Source organism: Candidatus Oscillochloris fontis, from assembly GCF_004138135.1.
GTDB classification, from domain to species: Bacteria; Chloroflexota; Chloroflexia; order Chloroflexales; family Chloroflexaceae; genus Oscillochloris; species Oscillochloris fontis.
Genome location: NZ_RYFD01000034.1, coordinates 1 through 17,264, shown reverse-complemented (window position 1 = coordinate 17,264; position 17,264 = coordinate 1). Strand labels below are relative to the sequence as shown.

At 58.7% G+C, this 17,264-nt stretch carries 11 protein-coding genes; 8 read left to right on the top strand and 3 right to left on the bottom strand.

Annotated elements, in window-relative coordinates; all coding sequences use genetic code 11:
- Positions 1-109 precede the first annotated feature (109 nt).
- Positions 110-3,043 carry a S8 family serine peptidase gene (locus EKD03_RS12935; protein ID WP_161569260.1) on the top strand — a complete coding sequence of 978 codons (2,934 nt, stop codon included), beginning with the start codon at positions 110-112 and terminating at the stop codon, positions 3,041-3,043.
- Positions 3,044-3,064: 21 nt separating this feature from the next.
- Positions 3,065-3,634, top strand: coding sequence for a CAP domain-containing protein (locus tag EKD03_RS12930; RefSeq protein ID WP_129631405.1), 570 nt, complete (start codon positions 3,065-3,067; stop codon positions 3,632-3,634).
- Between the two features lie 10 nt (positions 3,635-3,644).
- On the opposite strand, the gene trpC is transcribed toward EKD03_RS12930, so the two are convergent.
- The 3 genes from trpC to trpD all read right to left on the bottom strand — a co-directional run bounded on the left by trpC (position 3,645) and on the right by trpD (position 7,539).
- Positions 3,645-4,442 carry an indole-3-glycerol phosphate synthase TrpC gene (gene trpC, locus EKD03_RS12925; RefSeq protein ID WP_129631402.1) on the bottom strand — a complete coding sequence of 266 codons (798 nt, stop codon included), beginning with the start codon at positions 4,440-4,442 and terminating at the stop codon, positions 3,645-3,647.
- Positions 4,443-4,681: 239 nt separating this feature from the next.
- Positions 4,682-6,523 carry a potassium channel family protein gene (locus EKD03_RS12920; RefSeq protein ID WP_129631398.1) on the bottom strand — a complete coding sequence of 614 codons (1,842 nt, stop codon included), beginning with the start codon at positions 6,521-6,523 and terminating at the stop codon, positions 4,682-4,684.
- Entirely contained in the window at positions 6,523-7,539 is a 1,017-nt protein-coding gene (gene trpD, locus EKD03_RS12915; protein ID WP_129631394.1) for an anthranilate phosphoribosyltransferase, read from the bottom strand. The genes EKD03_RS12920 and trpD overlap by 1 nt, the downstream gene beginning before the upstream one ends.
- Before the next feature lie 158 nt (positions 7,540-7,697).
- Between trpD and EKD03_RS12910 the strand changes: the two genes are divergently transcribed.
- From EKD03_RS12910 to EKD03_RS12885, 6 genes are all read left to right on the top strand, one after another.
- Positions 7,698-8,654: a DUF2515 family protein gene (locus EKD03_RS12910; protein WP_129631391.1), complete on the top strand. Its 957-nt coding sequence runs from the start codon at positions 7,698-7,700 to the stop codon at positions 8,652-8,654.
- A gap of 63 nt (positions 8,655-8,717) precedes the next feature.
- On the top strand, positions 8,718-9,824 hold the full coding sequence (locus EKD03_RS12905; RefSeq protein WP_129631388.1) for a DNA-methyltransferase: 1,107 nt from the start codon (positions 8,718-8,720) through the stop codon (positions 9,822-9,824).
- 93 nt (positions 9,825-9,917) lie between these two features.
- Positions 9,918-11,702: an ABC transporter ATP-binding protein gene (locus EKD03_RS12900; RefSeq protein ID WP_129631385.1), complete on the top strand. Its 1,785-nt coding sequence runs from the start codon at positions 9,918-9,920 to the stop codon at positions 11,700-11,702.
- Positions 11,703-11,906: 204 nt separating this feature from the next.
- Positions 11,907-13,718 carry an ABC transporter ATP-binding protein gene (locus EKD03_RS12895; RefSeq protein ID WP_129631382.1) on the top strand — a complete coding sequence of 604 codons (1,812 nt, stop codon included), beginning with the start codon at positions 11,907-11,909 and terminating at the stop codon, positions 13,716-13,718.
- A gap of 66 nt (positions 13,719-13,784) precedes the next feature.
- Positions 13,785-16,271: a sensor histidine kinase gene (locus tag EKD03_RS12890; RefSeq protein WP_129631379.1), complete on the top strand. Its 2,487-nt coding sequence runs from the start codon at positions 13,785-13,787 to the stop codon at positions 16,269-16,271.
- Entirely contained in the window at positions 16,261-16,905 is a 645-nt protein-coding gene (locus EKD03_RS12885) for a response regulator (protein ID WP_161569259.1), read from the top strand. Before EKD03_RS12890 ends, EKD03_RS12885 begins: the two co-directional genes overlap by 11 nt.
- Positions 16,906-17,264 lie beyond the last annotated feature (359 nt).

The following is a 17,264-nucleotide window of genomic DNA, read 5'->3' as shown; positions in this document are numbered from 1 at the left end:
CAAAGGTTTTGAGGGGGGCATATTCTTGAAGTCTTTGCGCCTCTGCGCCTTTGCGTCAAAACCGGGATGCTAGGAGAAGTGTGAATAGTTACATTTAAGGATGGCCACTATGCACAACACCCTGCGTTCTATGTGGGGGTTGCTGGTTGTGGCTGGTCTGATCCTTGCCCTCCAGCCTCATCATGCTGGGGCAAGCCTCGTTACCACCACTCAAACAACCACACCTCCCAGTCGCTATATCGTCCAACTCGCCGGTGATCCACTGGTGACGGTTCTGGCTCAGGCATCCCAACTTGCCGGGGCTGATCCGAATGCTGAACTCGATCTCACCAGTTCGGCGGCCCAGCGCTACCAGAACCAACTCGCCAAGCAACGCGCCCAGGTACTCGCCACCATTGCCCAGCGCATCGGCCAGGAGCCGCCGCTTGCCTATAGCTATGACCTCGTCTTCCATGGGGTGGCGCTGGAGCTTACTGCCGAACAAGCCGCCCAGATCGCGGATCTCCCCGGCATTGTGGCGGTGCAGCCCGAAGCCTTCTATGAACTTACCAGCGATGCTGGCCCCACCTGGATCGGGGCCGATCAGGTCTGGAACAGTGGCTATATGGGCGAAGGGGTGATCATTGGGATGATTGATACCGGGATCAATACCCGCCACCCCTCCTTCGCTGAGGTTGGCGGCGATGGCTATCGCCACCTCAACCCGCTGGGCCAAGGGGTCTATAAGGGGGCGTGTGACCCCACCAACCTGCCTAGCCGTGCGAACGGGAATCCCTCTGGCTATAACCCGGCGATCATCTGCAACAACAAACTGATCGGTGCGTGGACGTTTCCCAACACGGCAACCGCATTCAATACCAGTACCGGCGAGCCAAGCCCCAACGACGAACATAATCATGGCTCACATACCGCCAGCACGGCTGCGGGCAACGTTCTCTACAACATCGTCTCTGGTAGTGTCACCTACTCGCGCATCTCCGGGGTCGCCCCGCATGCCAACATCATCGCCTATGATGCCTGTGGCTATACGGTGAATGGCGTGTACTATGCGAGTTGCCCCTCCGCCGATCTACTGGCGGCGGTCAACCAAGCCGTTGCCGATCAGGTGGATGTGATCAGCTACTCGATCAGTGGCGGCGCAGATCCCTGGAACGACGTGGTTGAACAAGCCTTTCTGAATGCCCGCACCGCCGGGATTGTCGTCAGCACGTCGGCGGGCAACTCCGGCCCCTATGTTGGCACGGTGGCCCATGTCAGCCCGTGGGTGATGAGTGTGGCCGCCTCAACCCATGATCGCGCCAATACCACCCGTACTATCAACCCGGCCAATGGCGATCTCATGGCCTATTTCAGTTCGCGTGGCCCGGCCCTCGAATCCTATGCACGGGTCATTAAGCCCGATCTAGCTGCGCCGGGCTCCTACATCTTCGCGGCCTATGCCAACACCGGCGGAACCAGCCCCAACTATGGCCTGATGAGCGGAACCTCCATGTCCGCGCCGCATGTCAGTGGGGCCGCCGCGCTCTTGATCGGCTTGCACCCCGATTGGTCACCGAGCCAGGTACAATCCGCCCTGATGACCACTAGCTATGCGCCGATCACGAAGGAGGATGGTATCACCCCCACGACGCCCTTCGATAGTGGTGCGGGACGGGTGCGCCTCGACCGCGCCGCACGGGCGGGGTTGCTGCTCGATGAGACCTCGACCAATTTTCGTAATACTAGCCCCGCAATTGGTGGTGATGCCAGGGCGCTCAATCTGCCCAGCATGGCCGATCCGAGTTGTGTCTATAGCTGCTCGTGGACACGCATCGTCTCTAATCCGCTCGATGTGGCGGTGACGTGGACAGCCACCACCCAGACGAGTGCGCTGAGTGTCGAACCCGCCAGTTTCACGATTCCCGCCCATGGCACCCAGAGCCTCACCTTCACCCTGAATGTCGCCGGTAAGCCCTTCGATACCTACGTCTTTGATCGCGCTACCCTCAGTGCTCGTGATGCTCTGGCCCCCGATGCAAGTTTTCCCGTGGCGGCGGTGCCTAAGACGAATAACCTTGCGAGTCGGCTGGTCTTGAGTGCGACCACCTCCACGAGCCAGCATACGCGCACCATCTCGACCCTGCCCTACACCGCGCTCACCACCCAGATCACTGGCCTCACCCAGGCCACCCGCCAGACCATGACGATTGCCAATGGGGTTAGTGATACCTCGACGCTGCTGGTTGTGCCCGCCAATACCGCCCGCCTTGTGGCCGAGATCCAAGGCTCAACCTCGCAGGATGTCGATCTCTTCCTGATCCGTGATGCGAACGATAACCAGATCCTCGATTCTTCTGAAGCCTGGGCGTGGGCCTGCTACAGTGCCACAGAGTTGGTGGATGAGTATTGTAGTATCCCCAATCCAACCCCCGGTACCTATTTTGTGCGCGTGGATAACTATTTGGCCTCGCCGAACCAGACAAATGATCCCGTGACGCTGCTCACCGCTGTGGTGCCAAATGCGAATCCTGGTAACCTCACGCTCGATCTTCCCAGTAGTAGCCCTGGTGGGCCGATTGATCTTGAGTTTACGCTCACTACGCCTACTTCGGTTGAGGGCGATTTCTGGTATGGCCATGTCAAACTGGCTGATCCCAACACATCAACCACCCTGGTGGATGTTGATGTGGACTTCCGCCACATGCAGGCTGGCCCGGCCCAACTGATCGTGATGGACGGGAATAACCAGAATGCGGTGATCAATACCGCTTTTACTTCCAAACTGAGCCTGATCGTGGTGGATAGTGTCGGCAAACGGGTACCGGGGGCGATGGTCACGTTTACTAGCCCTCCCAGCGGGGCGGGGGTTACGTTCCCTGCGGGGAATACGGTGACGACCGATCTTGATGGCTGGGCTGAGCTAACCGTACAAGCGAATGGGACTCCAGGCGAATTTGCGCTGCTTGCGAGTGTGGAAGGAGTATCAGGGCCAGTTAGTACCCATTTCTCATTGAGAAATCTACTGCAACCTTATATGATCTATCTACCATCTGTATATAAATAATCGAAAGAACCCCCAAAACCTATGCAGCAGCGCACCATCCTTCTCACCATCCTATTCGCGTTGCTTCTCTTTGCGCAGCCTAATGCCCAGGCGCAAACGACCTACTATGTCTATCTGCCGCTCGTACAGCGTGCGCCACCGGCTGGACAGACACTTGAGCAGTACCAGATTGCCCAAGCGGTGCTGGCTATCGTCAATACGCAACGTGCCAGCGCCAGCCCGGCCTGCGCCCCACTAACGATGAACGAGAAGCTGACTCTCGCCGCCCAGCGTGAGAGCCAGGATATGGCGCTGAATAACTTCTTTAGCCACACCAACCCCGATCCCAGCCGCGCAACGCTGACGCTGCGGGTGAATGCCACCGGCTATGCGTGGCAGTCGCTGGCCGAGAATATCGCCGCCGGGTATAGCAGCGCCTCCAGCGTCATGCAAGGCTGGATGACGAGCGATGGCCACCGCACCAATCTCCTCAACTGCACCTATACCGAGATCGGGATTGGGTACTACTACCAGGCCGATGACCAGCCCTTACCGAGTGGGGGTGGCCCGTATTACCACTATTGGACGCAGGTTTTTGGGCAGCCACGGTAATCACCTCCCATCACGCCCGCACCAACGCCTCCACCTGCCCCAGCATGTCTGGGGCGGTGACGAGTGCCTCGCCCACCAACACCGCGTCTGCGCCGCGCCCGCGCACCATCTCCACATGCTCCGGGGTGAAGATGCCGCTCTCGCTCACCAGCACTGGCCGTTCTGGCTCCGCCCCTACGCGCTGCGCGAGGCGCGCCGTGGTCTCCAAACTGATGTTGAAGCTGTGTAGATCGCGGTTGTTCACCCCTACAATCTTGACACCCAGAGCCAATGCGCGCTCCAGTTCGGCTTCGTCATGCACCTCAACCAGCGCCTGCATGCCGAGGTCATCGGTCAGCTTGAGCAGGTCGCGCATCTGCGTATCATCCAGCGCCGCCACGATCAGCAAGAGCGCATCGGCTCCGTAGGCGCGTGCCTCATACACTTGGTACGGGTCAATAATGAAGTCCTTGCGTAGCAGCGGCGGCACCCCCGGTAACTGGCGAATGCCCTCCAGAAACAACAGGCTCCCCTGAAAGAAGCGGATGTCGGTCAGCACCGAGATCGCCGCCGCGCCACCCTTGATGTAGGTACGGGCGATTTCGAGGTGGTCGAATGCCTCAACCAACACGCCCCGGCTCGGCGACGCCTTCTTGACCTCGGCAATCAGCGCGGTGCGCGGCGGGCAGCGCAACGCCGCCGCGAAGTCACGCGGGGCGGGCATGCGCGCAATGCGCTGTTCGAGTGCCGCCAGCGGGATCTTGGCGATCTGACGGCGGACTTCGGTCGCTTTATGGTTCAGGATCTTGGTGAGAAAAGTCTCGCTCATAAACAGTTCCTTCTATCAAAATGCAGCGTATTGATGGCCCTCACCCCCCTAGCCCCCCTCTCCCGTTCGCGGAGCGAACGGGAGAGGGGGGGAGACGCTCCGAGATACCGCAGAATTGTGCCCCCCTCTCCTGTGGGCGAAGCCCACGGGAGAGGGGCTGGGGGTGAGGGCCATATAACGGCACAGTGTCAATCTTGGTTGAACCAGGTCTAACAAGCCTTTGCGTCAACATCTTATACTCAGTTTCGCCGAATATCTCCCACCACCACCACCTCATCCCCAAGCTGAATGCACTCATCGAGGCTTGGTGGCAGGAGGCTCGCACCACCCCGGCGCAGGCAGATCACCAACTGGCCACGTGCTTCACGCAGATCCGCCACGCGCTGCCCCAGCAGCGCATCTCCATCCGCCACCTGAAACACCCGCGTGGCAAAGATACGTTCGCCCACATCAAAGGCGTAGCCCACATCATACCTGATCGCGGCAGCGGCCAATGCAGGCGCGGCCAGCGCCGAGGTGCTGTAGGCGGTGTTGATGCCAAACAGTACCGCCAGTCGTTCGGCCAGCACATCACTAAAGACCCGCAACACCAGATGCAGATCGGGGCGCTGAGTACGCGCCGCCATGCCTACCTGTACGTTGAGCAGGTCGTTACTGTAGAGCGAAGCCAGCGCGTAGGCGTGCTCCAATCCCGCCTCGGCCAGCACCTGGGGTTGGCGCGCATCGCCCTTGATCACCCGCACCCCCAGTTGCTTCATCTCGGTCATAATCCGGGCCGGGGTCTCCGGCGTACAGATCGCCACAATCTCGGCATGCGGCGCATTGGCCAAGAGTAGCCGGATCACATGCAAGCCCACCTGACCCATCCCACACACGATCACACTATTCAGGGTTGGGCCAGTGGGGCGTGTGGCTAACGGGCGTAAGAAGCCGGTCTTACTCTGCGGAATATTCTCTAAACGCACTCGTTCGAGGTTCTCCAGCCGCCCGATCATGAGCACCACATCCCCGGCGGCGAGTTGCTGCATGAACCCGGCGCGCCGCTCACGCCCCTGCTGGTCGCGGTGGCGCAAGATGCGCACCCCATACTGCTCCTCGATGCTGCGCACAAACCCGGAGAAACTACTCTCTGGTGCCACGGTCAGTTCGGAGATACCGAGCAACCCTTCGGGAAGGTTGATCACCTGCACAATCTCGCGGCTCAGTGCGGCGGCGGCGAAGGTGGGCGCGGAGAGCATCGAGATGCAGAAGGCGGTGTTGGGGCCAAAGGTTCGTTCGAGGTTGGCATCCAGTTCGCGGTTATAGATGCGCAACACGGTTTGAAGTGCGGGCGCAATCCGCCGCGCCGTTAACACAATCTCAATATTGAGTAGGTCGTCGTTGATCGCCGCGATCAGCCCGCGCGCCCGGGTCGCCCCGGCCTGGCGCAGGATCTGGGGATCACGCGCATCCCCCAGCACCACCGGCACCTTGAGTTGTAGCAGCGTCGCCACAAACTCACTCGCCCAATTCGCTTCGATCACCACCACCTCATAGCCCGAGTCGAGCAACTGGAGCGCGGTGCGGTAGCCCACCCGCCCCAACCCGGCAATAATGATGTGGTTGCTGAAGGTGCGCGCCAACGCGATCTGCCAGATCTCCGGGTTGGCGCTCTTGTCGAAGATCAGGCGGCTCAGGTCAATCGCGCTCTGCAAGAGGAAGAAGAGCCCCAACAACGGAATGCCGAAGAAGAGCAACCGCCCCACCGCATCGGGCGGGAACGCCAAGCCACTCTGGAAGATGAGCAGTTGCAGCGTCTCGTAGAGCGCCTGGGCCAGATCGATCCCACAATCGCTGCCATCGGCCTGACAATGTTGGGGGAAGTAGCGCCAATAGAGGTAGAGCGTACCGCTACTCAGCACCAGCAGCAAGGCCGTAAGCGGGAACCATGCCCGCTTGAGCAGGCGTCCATCATCGCGCAGATTGGCCCACAGTAAGCGCCAGAACGAGTAACGCCGTCGCCGCCCGCGCAGCCGCTCTAGGCGCACCTCATCTTCGGAGGTGGCGGGGCGTGGCTTGGTTGGGGCGGGGCGTGGGGGCATCACTGGTTACTCACCGCCACCAGCGCATCAAGCCGCTGCATGGCCTGGCCACGATCAATACTCGCGCGCGCCTGTGCCAAACCCTCCCCCAGATCCTGCGCCAGATCGCCTGCTACCAGCGCCGCTGCCGCATTGAGCAACACCACATCACGCGGCGGCCCCTGCTCCGTTCCAGCAAGAATCGCACGCACCATCGCCGCATTCGTCGCCACATCACCACCGCGCAGCGTACTCTGCTCGGCCCGCGCCAACCCCAGATCCTCTGGCGCTACGCTGTGCCGCGTCGGCTCCTGACCGCCCCGCACATCATAGATCAGGTTCGGGCCACTCAGGGTCAGTTCGTCTACCCCACCGTGGCCATGCACCACCAGCGCATGCACCGTGTCGAGGCGGCTGAGTGCCCACGCCAACTTCTCGGCCAGTGGTGCGCTGGCCACCCCCAAGACTTGGTGGCGCGCACGTGCCGGGTTGGTGAGCGGGCCGAGGATGTTGAAGATCGTGCGGATGCCAATCTCGCGCCGCACTGGCCCCGCAAAACGCATCGCGGGGTGGAAGTTGGGCGCAAACATAAAGCCGATCTGAGCCTGAGAGAGGCAGCGCGCCACCCCTTCGGCATCAAGATCGATGCGTACCCCCAACCCTTCGAGCACATCGGCACTCCCGCAGACACTCGACATGGCCCGGTTGCCATGCTTCGCCACCGTCAAGCCCGCCCCCGCCGCCACAAACGCCGCCGCCGTGCTGATATTAAAGGTGTGTGAGCCATCACCACCGGTGCCACAGGTATCCGCCACTGGCCCATCCACATAGACGTGGGTCGCCTTCGCCCGCATCACCTCGGCCATACCCGCAATCTCAGCATCAGTCTCGCCCTTCAGGTGCAGCGCAGTGAGGAAGGCACCGATCTGAGCCGGGGTCGCCACCCCACTCATAATCTCGTCCATGACCATCGCGGCTTCGGCTTGGCTCAGATCCTTCCTTCCAACCACGGCGATGATTGCATCACGGATATTCACGCGGCCTCCTTATGGTGTAGGGGCGAAGCATCGCCCGCCAACCTCGTTCGGGTTCCTCTGATCCATGGAGGGCGATGCTTCGCCCCTACGGCTTGCCTTATACTATACAATAGAACCTAGCACCCCCTGTGCCCAAATACTCATGCCGGAGGCTCCCCATGCCGACTCGCGAAGCGTGGCACGATCTACTCGAACAACAATTGCCGCCCCCATCCGCTTTTGTGGCGCGTAACCGCCGCATCACATCCTTCTATGCCCGTTGGTACCTGCAAGAACCCTGGCTCTTCAAATGGTCGGGGATGGCTGCCTTTGCCTCGGATCAGGTCGGCTTGGCGTTGGCGATTGCCGAAGTGCTGCGCGCCCCCCGCGATCTGCTCGTCACTGGCGCGGCCCCCGCTGCCGACCGCAACCTGCTCGATGTGGGCCGCGATCTGTATGGCCAAATGCTCACCCTCGCGCTCTTTCTCCCCGTCACCCTGCACAGTTCACTCAGCCGCCAACTGCTGCTCAACGATCTAGATCTGCTCAAACAGGGCAACGACGCCATCTTTGCCGATATTGGCTGGGCTCACGCCGCCTATTCCCAGGGTGGCCTGCGTGAAATCGAGGCCAATGTGCGCGATGGTGAGCGCGAGAGTCTGTTGGTGGGTTTCCAGATGATTGATGAAGGTGCTCAGCGGCTAAGCAAAGACCCCACCGACCAAGAAGCGCCTAAGCTGATTAGCCAGGGCAATGTGGCACTGCTGCGCCACGAGCAGATGAATACGCTGCCCACCTACTTTGATCGCATGTCCGACTTTGGGCGCTCGATTGCCTCGATGGGCGCATGGATGAACTTCGAGGGCAACCCAATGACCTCGCCCTGGTTTGGGAGCCACGCCGGGCCACTCTCGCTCTTCAGCGGCAACAAGAGCGTCACCCGCCCCGCCGACCGCTGGGAGTGGATCGAGCGCGATGTGCTCCCCAAATGGGCCGCCGTTGATCGCGCCTACCACGAGGACTGCCCCATGCACCACCGCCTAGTGGCCATGGCCAACGAGTCACCCACGATGATCACCCAGGCCGCGACGATGCTTAGCCCGTTGTTCCGTACCCTCAGCCTGCAACGCGGGTGATGTGTGCAACGTAGAGTAGAGATGCAAAATTTTGCGTCTCTACTCTACGTTCCCGTTAATCTTATGCCAACTCCCCAACTCCCCCTCAACCAGATCCTCCACGGCGATTGCTTGGAGATCCTCAAGACCTTGCCCTCCAACTCGGTCAATCTCGTCTTTGCCGACCCGCCCTACAATCTGCAACTCCAGAATCCCCTGTTGCGCCCCAATCAGAGTCTGGTCGCGGCGGTGGATGATGACTGGGATCAGTTTACCAGTTTTGCCGAGTATGATCGGTTTACCGAGCAGTGGCTCGCCGAGTGTCGGCGTATCCTCAAGGATGATGGGACGATCTGGGTGATCGGTTCCTATCACAACATCTTTCGGGTTGGCCGAATGATGATGGATCTCGGCTATTGGCTGATCAATGATGTGATCTGGCATAAAACCAACCCGATGCCCAATTTCCGTGGTAGCCGCTTCCAGAATGCGACCGAAACGCTCATTTGGGCCAAGAAATCGAGCCAACAAAAGCGCTATACCTTTAACTATCACGCGATGAAGAACCTGAATGACGAAAAACAGATGCAGAATGTGTGGCATATTCCCATCTGTACCGGCACCGAGCGGCTGAAAGTGGATGGCAAGAAGGCTCATTCGACCCAAAAGCCCGAAGCGCTGCTCTACCGCGTGCTGATTGCCGCCAGTAACCCCGGCGATGTTGTGCTTGACCCCTTCTTTGGCTCTGGAACCACCGGCGCGGTGGCGACAAAACTTCAGCGCAGCTTTATTGGTATCGAACAGTCGGCTGAGTATGTACGCATCGCACAGGAGCGTATCGCGGCGATTGTTTCGGCTCCTCTCAACGATCACACCCTGCGTACCCCCTCCAAACGCACCGCCCCACGCATCAGTTTTGGCCAACTCATCGCCGCCAACTACGTCCACGTGGGTCAGCAGATCTTCTCGTCGGATCACCAGATCATCGCCACGGTCAAGGCCGATGCACACCTGCTGTGGGGCGATCAGAGCGGCTCGATCCACAAGATCGCTGCGCTCGCCCAACACAAAACCGCCGCGAATGGGTGGGAGTATTGGTATTGCGAACATTCTCCGGGTGAGGTGGTGAGTATTGATCATCTGCGCGAAGCTTACCGCCATAAGGCTGAAGAGATTCCGCCTTTTGACTGATGGCCTAGCCCGCCCTCATGTGCTACGCTTTGCACACGAGTCGGGGCGACGCATTGCCCCCTACTCATGGGCGTGTTAATGAGGAGATAGTACGTGGCACAACGGAGTGAATTTACCGCCCCGAATACCTATACCTACGACCAGCGTAGTACATGGCGTTGGATCTTCTCGCATGTGCGGCGCTACTGGTATTTTGCGCTCGGTTTCTATCTCTTCTTCACCATTGCCTGGGCCTGTTATGCCGGCTCGCAGGTGCTGATCGGGCGTGCCGCTGATGAGATTATTAGCCCCAGTAGCGCCGATGGCCTGTTGATCATCGCGCTCACCATCCTGGGCGTCCTGGTTGGCGATGGGGTTTCGGCCTTGTTTGGCAGCCTCTCCGCCGAGAATGTCGCCGCCCGCTTTGAGGCCGATGCGCGCCAGGAGTTGTACGAGAGCCTGCTGAGTAAGAGCAAGGGCTTCCACGACCGCCAGCGCGCTGGGGATATTATGGCGCGTGCCACCGATGATACCAATCAGCTCTCGAATCTGATCGTGCCCGGTATCACGCTCGTCTCGGAGACGGTGATGGGGATCGTCATTCCGCTCACCTATATCGCCTTCGTCCGTCTCGAATTGCTGCTGGTGCCGCTCTGCTTCGTGGCCAGTTACATTGTCACCGCCAAGCGCTATGTGCGCCGCCTCAACCCGGTGGTGCATGATCAGCGCGAGCAGTTTGGGGCCATGAACGCCGGGTTGGAAGAGACCATCTCTGGCATCGAGGTGGTTAAGGCGAGTGCCCGCGAGAACTTTGAGCGCGAGAAGTTCCGCCGTAATGCGCGTCTCTTCCGCGACTTCTTCGTGCGCCAGGGCTATATCGAGGCGCGCTACCTGCCCCTGCTGCTCTACGGCTTCGCGCTGGGACTCAGCTTCCTACACGCGATGTGGCTCTATCGCCAGGGCCAGATCGCCGTCGGTCAGGTGATCGCAGTCGTCGCTCTGGTGAATGTGCTGCGCTTCCCCACCTTCATCTCACTCTTCGCCTTCTCGCTCATTCAATCTGGCATCGCCAGCGCCGACCGCATCCTCCATATTGTGCGCGGTGAGAGCGATCTGGATGAGCAGCGTGCCGGCTATAGCGCCCCGATGCGTGGCGAGATCACCTTCGAAGCGGTCGAGTTCGATTATGAAGAATCTGGCTCCAAGCGCGTGCTGGAACATATCGCCTTCCACATCCCCGCCGGGAAGACCGTGGCAATTGTTGGCCAGACCGGCAGTGGGAAGAGTGCGCTGACTCAACTGGTGAACCGTACCTACGAGGCGACCGCTGGCCGCGTACTGATTGATGGGGTGGATGTGCGGGAGTGGAGCTTGCATGCACTGCGCTCGCAGATCGGCAAGATCGAGCAGGACATCTTCCTCTTCTCGCGCACGATTGCCGAGAACATCGCCTTTGCTCGCCCCGACGCCACCCGCGACGAGGTGATCGCCGCCGCCCAAGCGGCCCAGGCCCACGACTTTATCAGCAGCTTCCCCAATGGCTACGAGACGGTAGTCGGGGAGCGCGGCACGACCCTCTCCGGCGGGCAGCGCCAGCGCATCGCCCTGGCCCGCGCCTTCCTGAGCGATCCGCGCATCCTGATCCTGGACGACAGCACCAGTGCGATTGATAGTGCCACCGAGGATCAGATCCAACAGGCCATCCGCAAGGCCCAGGAGGGGCGCACCGTGCTGCTTATCACCCACCGCATCTCGCAGATCCGCTGGGCCGATCTCATCCTTGTGCTGGAGGACGGACGGATCAGCGCGGCGGGTACGCACGAAGAGTTGTTGCAGCAATCAGCGATCTATCGGCGTATCTTTGCGCGCTATGATCTCGTTTCCCAGGAAGATAGCTAACCGTAACTGTTCACACTTCTCCTAGCCTCCAGGTTTTGACGCCAAGACCCCAAGGCGCAAAGCCTGCAAGATACACCCCAATCAAACCCTTTGCGTCTCTGCGCCTTGGCGTCAACACGGGATTTCTTTTACCCCAAGTGTGAACAGGTACCTTTACTATAACCTTTGCGTCTTTGCGCCTTTGCGTTAAAAACCGGAGTACCTATGGGCTTTCTCTTTGACGGCCTCGACGCCGAAGCATATGACCGCAACTATACCGACGCCGATCTCGTCAAGCGCATCCTGCACTACTTCCGCCCTCAGGCGGGCAAGATGGGTATCGCCGCTGCGATGATCAGTGCCGCCGCGCTGCTCGAAGCAGGCATCCCGATCTTCATCTCGCGCAGCATAGATACCCTGCGCGATGATACCAGCCTGGGCCGCCTCGCCACGACGGCACTCATCCTCACCATTCTCGCCTCCTGCTCGTGGGTCTTCAACCTCATCCGCCAGACCCTCGCCGCCCAGGCGGTGGGCGATGTGGTACTCAAGATCCGCGAGGATGCCTGCGATTCGGTGCTGCGCCGCGATATGTCCTTCTACGACCAGTTCTCGTCGGGCAAGATCGTCAGCCGCGTCACCTCGGACAGCGCCGCCTTCTCGCAGGTGATGAATCTCTCCATGGAACTCCTCAGTCGCCTGCTACTGGTCACGGTGCTGGTCGGCTACCTCGCCACTGTCAGCCTGAAACTGACCAGCATCCTGTTGGCACTCGCGCCAATCATCATGGGCGTAGCGTTGGCCTTCCGTGCCATTGCGCGGCGCACCATCACCGCCTCGCGGCGCATGAATGCCGAGGTGAGTAGCCATATTCAGGAGACCGTCAGCGGGATCGGGGTCGCCAAGACCTTCCGCCAAGAGGCGGTGATCCACGCGGAGTTCCTGGGCGTCAACCGCCAGTCGTTGCGGGTCAACCGGCGCACGCGCTACGTCTTCAGCAGCATCTTCCCGATCCTGAACATACTGGCCGGGATCGGGACAGCGTCGCTGGTCTACGCGGGGGGCATCGGGGTGCGCGAGGGCGAACTGACTGCCGGAACCTGGTTCCTCTTCATCCAGGGTTTACAGAGCATCTGGTTCCCGCTCACCAGCATCGCCTCGTTCTGGAGCCAGTTCCAGTTGGGGTTAGCGGCGGGCGAGCGCGTCTTCGGCCTGATTGACGCCGAGCCACGGGTGATTCAGAGCGACTCGCAGCGCCTGCCGCAGCTACGCGGCGAGATCCGTTTTAGCGATGTGGAATTCGGCTACAAGCCGGAGGAGCCGGTACTCCAGCACTTCAACCTACACATCCGGGCGGGCGAGACCTTAGCGCTGGTGGGCCACACCGGATCGGGCAAGAGCAGCATCGCCAAGCTAGTCGCCCGCTTCTACGAGTACCAGCACGGCCAGATCCTGATTGACGGCGTGGACATTCGTCACCTCGACCTGAGCGACTACCGCGCCCGGCTGGGCATGGTCACACAATCGCCCTTCCTGTTTGACGGCACGGTGCGCGAGAACATCCGCTACGGACGCCCCGAAGCCAGCGACACCGAGGTCGTAGCGGCGGCGCGCCACATTGGCGGCGAAGCGTGGATCAATGCGCTACCCCAAGGGCTAGACAGCCCGGTGGGTGAACGCGGCGCCAGCCTCTCGATGGGCCAACGCCAACTAGTGGCACTGGCGCGGGTACTCCTGCAAGACCCAGCGATCATCATTTTGGACGAGGCCACCGCGAGTGTTGACCCGCTCACCGAGACTCTGATCCAAGAGGGGCTAGACACGGTACTTGCCGGGCGCACCGCCATCGTGATCGCCCACCGTCTGAGCACCGTGCGCCACGCAAATCGCATCATCGTGTTGCGCAAAGGCCAGATCATCGAAGAAGGCCACCACCAACACCTCTTGGCGGCGGGCGGCCATTACGCCGAGTTGTACAACACCTACTTCCGCCACCAGAGCCTGGAGTATATCGAGCAGGCCCGCAAAGCAGCGTGAGATGTCGCGACGCATCATGATGCGTCGCGATGTATGCGGTTATAAACTTGGTTATAATGTAGAGCCATGGAGCTCTACATCACCCCCGCATCCATTGGCTATCTCAACCAACTGATCCTCTGCCTGATGATCGGTTGCTATCTGCTGGTCTTGCAATCTCATCGTCGTCAACCTATAAATCGTATTCTTGGTTATTATTTTTTTGTCATTACTGGATTACTTTTTACATTCTTTTTTGAATCAGCACTGGCACCGAGCCAACGTATCTATCCCCTCTTCCTTCAAACCCCTCTGATCTCCCTCGGTCTGATCCTCATCTTCCAATTTGCCTACCGCTTCCCCCACCTTGCTGAGACCCGCCGCCGCGAAGCACGCTTGGTGCTCCTTCTGAGTGGCCTCTATGCGCTTTGGGAGTGGGGCTATGCCCTCTATCGAGCGATAACACTGGTTGGGCATCAACAATTTATCTACCGACCAGGGTGGAATAACTATCTGCTTCTGCTTCTCATCCTCTTGTTACCGATGGCCTTCCTCCGCCAACTCCTAGTGCTTACCCCGCAGAGGGAACCGGGTTGGGCCGGGGTTGTCGCGATGATCATCCATCCGCCAAATATGATTGTGCGTGCTACTCGTAATAACATGATTATCGCGTGTTTTTTGATAGTAACAGATGTGTCTTATATTTTACGTCATCATTATATTATTTCAGACACCCTTTCTAATATTGTGATATCAGTAGGCGGGTTGTTTGTCCTCTTCTTTTTTGCTCTTAACTATCTGAATGCCCAACCCGAAACAACATCGTTTATGATCAAACTGGCTGGTATAACATGTACAACAATGTTGGCGATTCTTGGCTGTGTTGGTTGGGTGATTGCACCACCCAATGCAGTCAACAACCCGGTCATGCTTCCTAATCAACAAACCCTACGTTTTAGCCCCAAGATTGATTCTGGTTATGAGATTGTGGCTCAGCCCGTTACCGATATTGAATTATTAGGAACCAAGATTTTTCTGAGCGAATCTCCTGCGCATGAGTGTAGTCATCCATTAAATTTTTCCTTCCCATTCTATGGAAAACGCTATGATCATGTCTTTGTCTGTAATGATGGCACGGTGAGTATGGGTCAAGCGGTGGCGTATCGTAATTATCAGTACTATTATGGTGGAGGTACCCCCGTGATCATGGCGCTACTCACCAATCTCGATGCCGATGCGGGTCAGGGTGGGGTCTTTGTGTATCAAGATCCAGAGCGCATGGTTATTACATGGTATGATCTGCCCAACTATCATGAACCCGAACAGGTCTTCACCTTTCAGGCCATCCTCTATAAGGATGGTTGTTTTGACCTTACCTACCATGCTGTTCCTCCCCTGCTCACCTACTACCCCAACAATAACCCCGGCGCGAGTGCGTGGGTAATTGGGGCGCTCCCTGGTTCTGAAGGAAGGCGCACACCACAACCGATCAATGTTGCCACGCTCCCCATATCCATTGGGCCAGAAGGGGCCATCCACGACTATCTGCTCGACTATCGGAGCCAACTCCACCACCTGCTCATACCGTTGGTCTGGTTGATTCTTGCAACCAGCATCTTTATTGTTGGCATCTTCCCCTGGTTCTTTCAGCGCACCCTTGTGCATCCACTCAACACGCTGCTGGCTGGGGTACGACGCATGATGGGCGGCGATTACAGCACCAACTTACCGGTACGCTACGAGGATGAGATTGGCTTCCTCACCAGTGCCTTTAACCAATTGTCAGCCGATCAGGGACGGCTCATCCAGACTCTTGAGAGCCAAGTTGCGGAACGTACCACCAAGCTTGATGTGATCAATGTCCAACTACAGGCCGAGATGAGTGAGAATCAAAAGGCGCAAGCCCAGATCTTGCAACATCAACGCATGCTGGCTACTCTTGCGGAGCGTGAGCGACTAGGTCGCGATCTGCACGATAGCCTCGGCCAGATGTTTGCGGTGATCAACATGCAGGTGCAGACAGCGCAGGTGTTGCTACAGCGCAACGAGACTACGGCTGCCAACCACGCGCTTGAGAAGGTGGGGGTGGCGGCGCGCCAAGCCCACGCCGATGTGCGTGGCTTCATCCTCGGTCTGCGTGGTACGCCCACCCGCAGTTTCTGGATGGCGTTGCAGCAGAGTATTGAGAATATACGTAGTTATGGGATCACGGTACAGATGGAGGAAGATGAGCCATGGGATGCGCATTGGCTCTCGCCGATTAACGAGATCAACCTCTTACGTATCATTCAAGAGGCTCTCAGTAATGTGCGCCAACATGCCTACGCCACCCTCGTGCGTATTCGTTTTGAACGTCACCATGATCGCCTCAAACTGCACATCCACGATAATGGGATTGGCCTTACCCTACCGCCAAGTTCCGACTCAACCCAACACTTCGGCCTGAAGACAATGCAGGAACGTGCCAATGAATTGCGTGGAGTGCTATATATCTGCTCCGATGCGCATCATGGTACCGAAATTTCTCTAGAGATCCCGATTAACACCTATGCAAACGCATCACATGTCAGTTAATTCCCTCCGCGTTGTCTTGATTGATGACCATCCCATGTTCCTTGAGGGGCTGCGGAGCCTATTGACGGCTCATGGCATGCAGGTGGTTGGCCTCGGCAGCGATGGGTTTGAAGCGCAACATCTCGCCCACACCCTACGCCCCGATCTGATCGTGATGGATCTGCACATGCCCACTTGTAATGGGTTAGAGGCAACTCGCCGGATCACGGCTGAGTATCCAGAGATACGGATTGTTATCCTCACCGTCTCCGCTGATGAGGAGCAACTTTTTGAGGCACTCAAGGCGGGCGCCTCCGGCTATCTGCTCAAGAGCCTGCGTGCCGAAGACTTCTTCCTCTTACTGGCTGGCCTCGACCAAGGTGCGCCCCCGATTGCGCCCGAATTGGCCCAGAAGATTGATCGCGAACTGCTGAGTACCATAGCAACCAGCACCAAAGAGGATGCTATGCTTTCTCCACTCCAACGCCAGATCCTACATCTGATTGGCCAAGGGTGTACCTACCGCGAAGTCGCCTACCACATCCACATGAGCGAATCCTCGATCAAATACCACATGAAGCAGATCCTCAGCAAGCTCCATCTCGCCAACCGCGCTCAGGCAGCCGTCTATGCGCGTCGGATGGGGGAGGCGTAGCGATGCAAGATGTTGCGTAGCGACGCAACATCTTGCGTCGCTACGTCTCCGTGATCTTTGTACTTTATTTGTACTTTTTTTGCCCCAATCCTTGCTCAAGATCCTTCATACTAGCGCCATCCGTGGATCGCATTCCTCAAGTTCCAACGTGGCCCCGTGGGCCTCGTGCGCTTCAGATCGTCTGAGGCGTATCGCCATGGTCAGATCTTGGCTCATACACAGCACAGGAGCATCATCGTATGCAACGCACGCTCTCTCTCCCCGCCCGTTCGTTGTTGGCACGTATCCGTTCAGGGTGGGTCACTCCTGAGTTGCGAGAATCAGTAGAATCCGGCATACTACCGCTATGGACGAGCCAC

Bases quoted from the DNA above. Each gene is read 5' to 3' on its own strand.
- EKD03_RS12935 (WP_161569260.1), top strand. From the start codon at position 110: ATGCACAACACCCTGCGTTCTATGTGGGGGTTGCTGGTTGTGGCTGGT.
- EKD03_RS12930 (WP_129631405.1), top strand. From the start codon at position 3,065: ATGCAGCAGCGCACCATCCTTCTCACCATCCTATTCGCGTTGCTTCTC.
- trpC (WP_129631402.1), bottom strand. From the start codon at position 4,442: ATGAGCGAGACTTTTCTCACCAAGATCCTGAACCATAAAGCGACCGAA.
- EKD03_RS12920 (WP_129631398.1), bottom strand. From the start codon at position 6,523: ATGCCCCCACGCCCCGCCCCAACCAAGCCACGCCCCGCCACCTCCGAA.
- EKD03_RS12910 (WP_129631391.1), top strand. From the start codon at position 7,698: ATGCCGACTCGCGAAGCGTGGCACGATCTACTCGAACAACAATTGCCG.
- EKD03_RS12905 (WP_129631388.1), top strand. From the start codon at position 8,718: ATGCCAACTCCCCAACTCCCCCTCAACCAGATCCTCCACGGCGATTGC.
- EKD03_RS12895 (WP_129631382.1), top strand. From the start codon at position 11,907: ATGGGCTTTCTCTTTGACGGCCTCGACGCCGAAGCATATGACCGCAAC.
- EKD03_RS12890 (WP_129631379.1), top strand. From the start codon at position 13,785: ATGGAGCTCTACATCACCCCCGCATCCATTGGCTATCTCAACCAACTG.
- EKD03_RS12885 (WP_161569259.1), top strand. From the start codon at position 16,261: ATGTCAGTTAATTCCCTCCGCGTTGTCTTGATTGATGACCATCCCATG.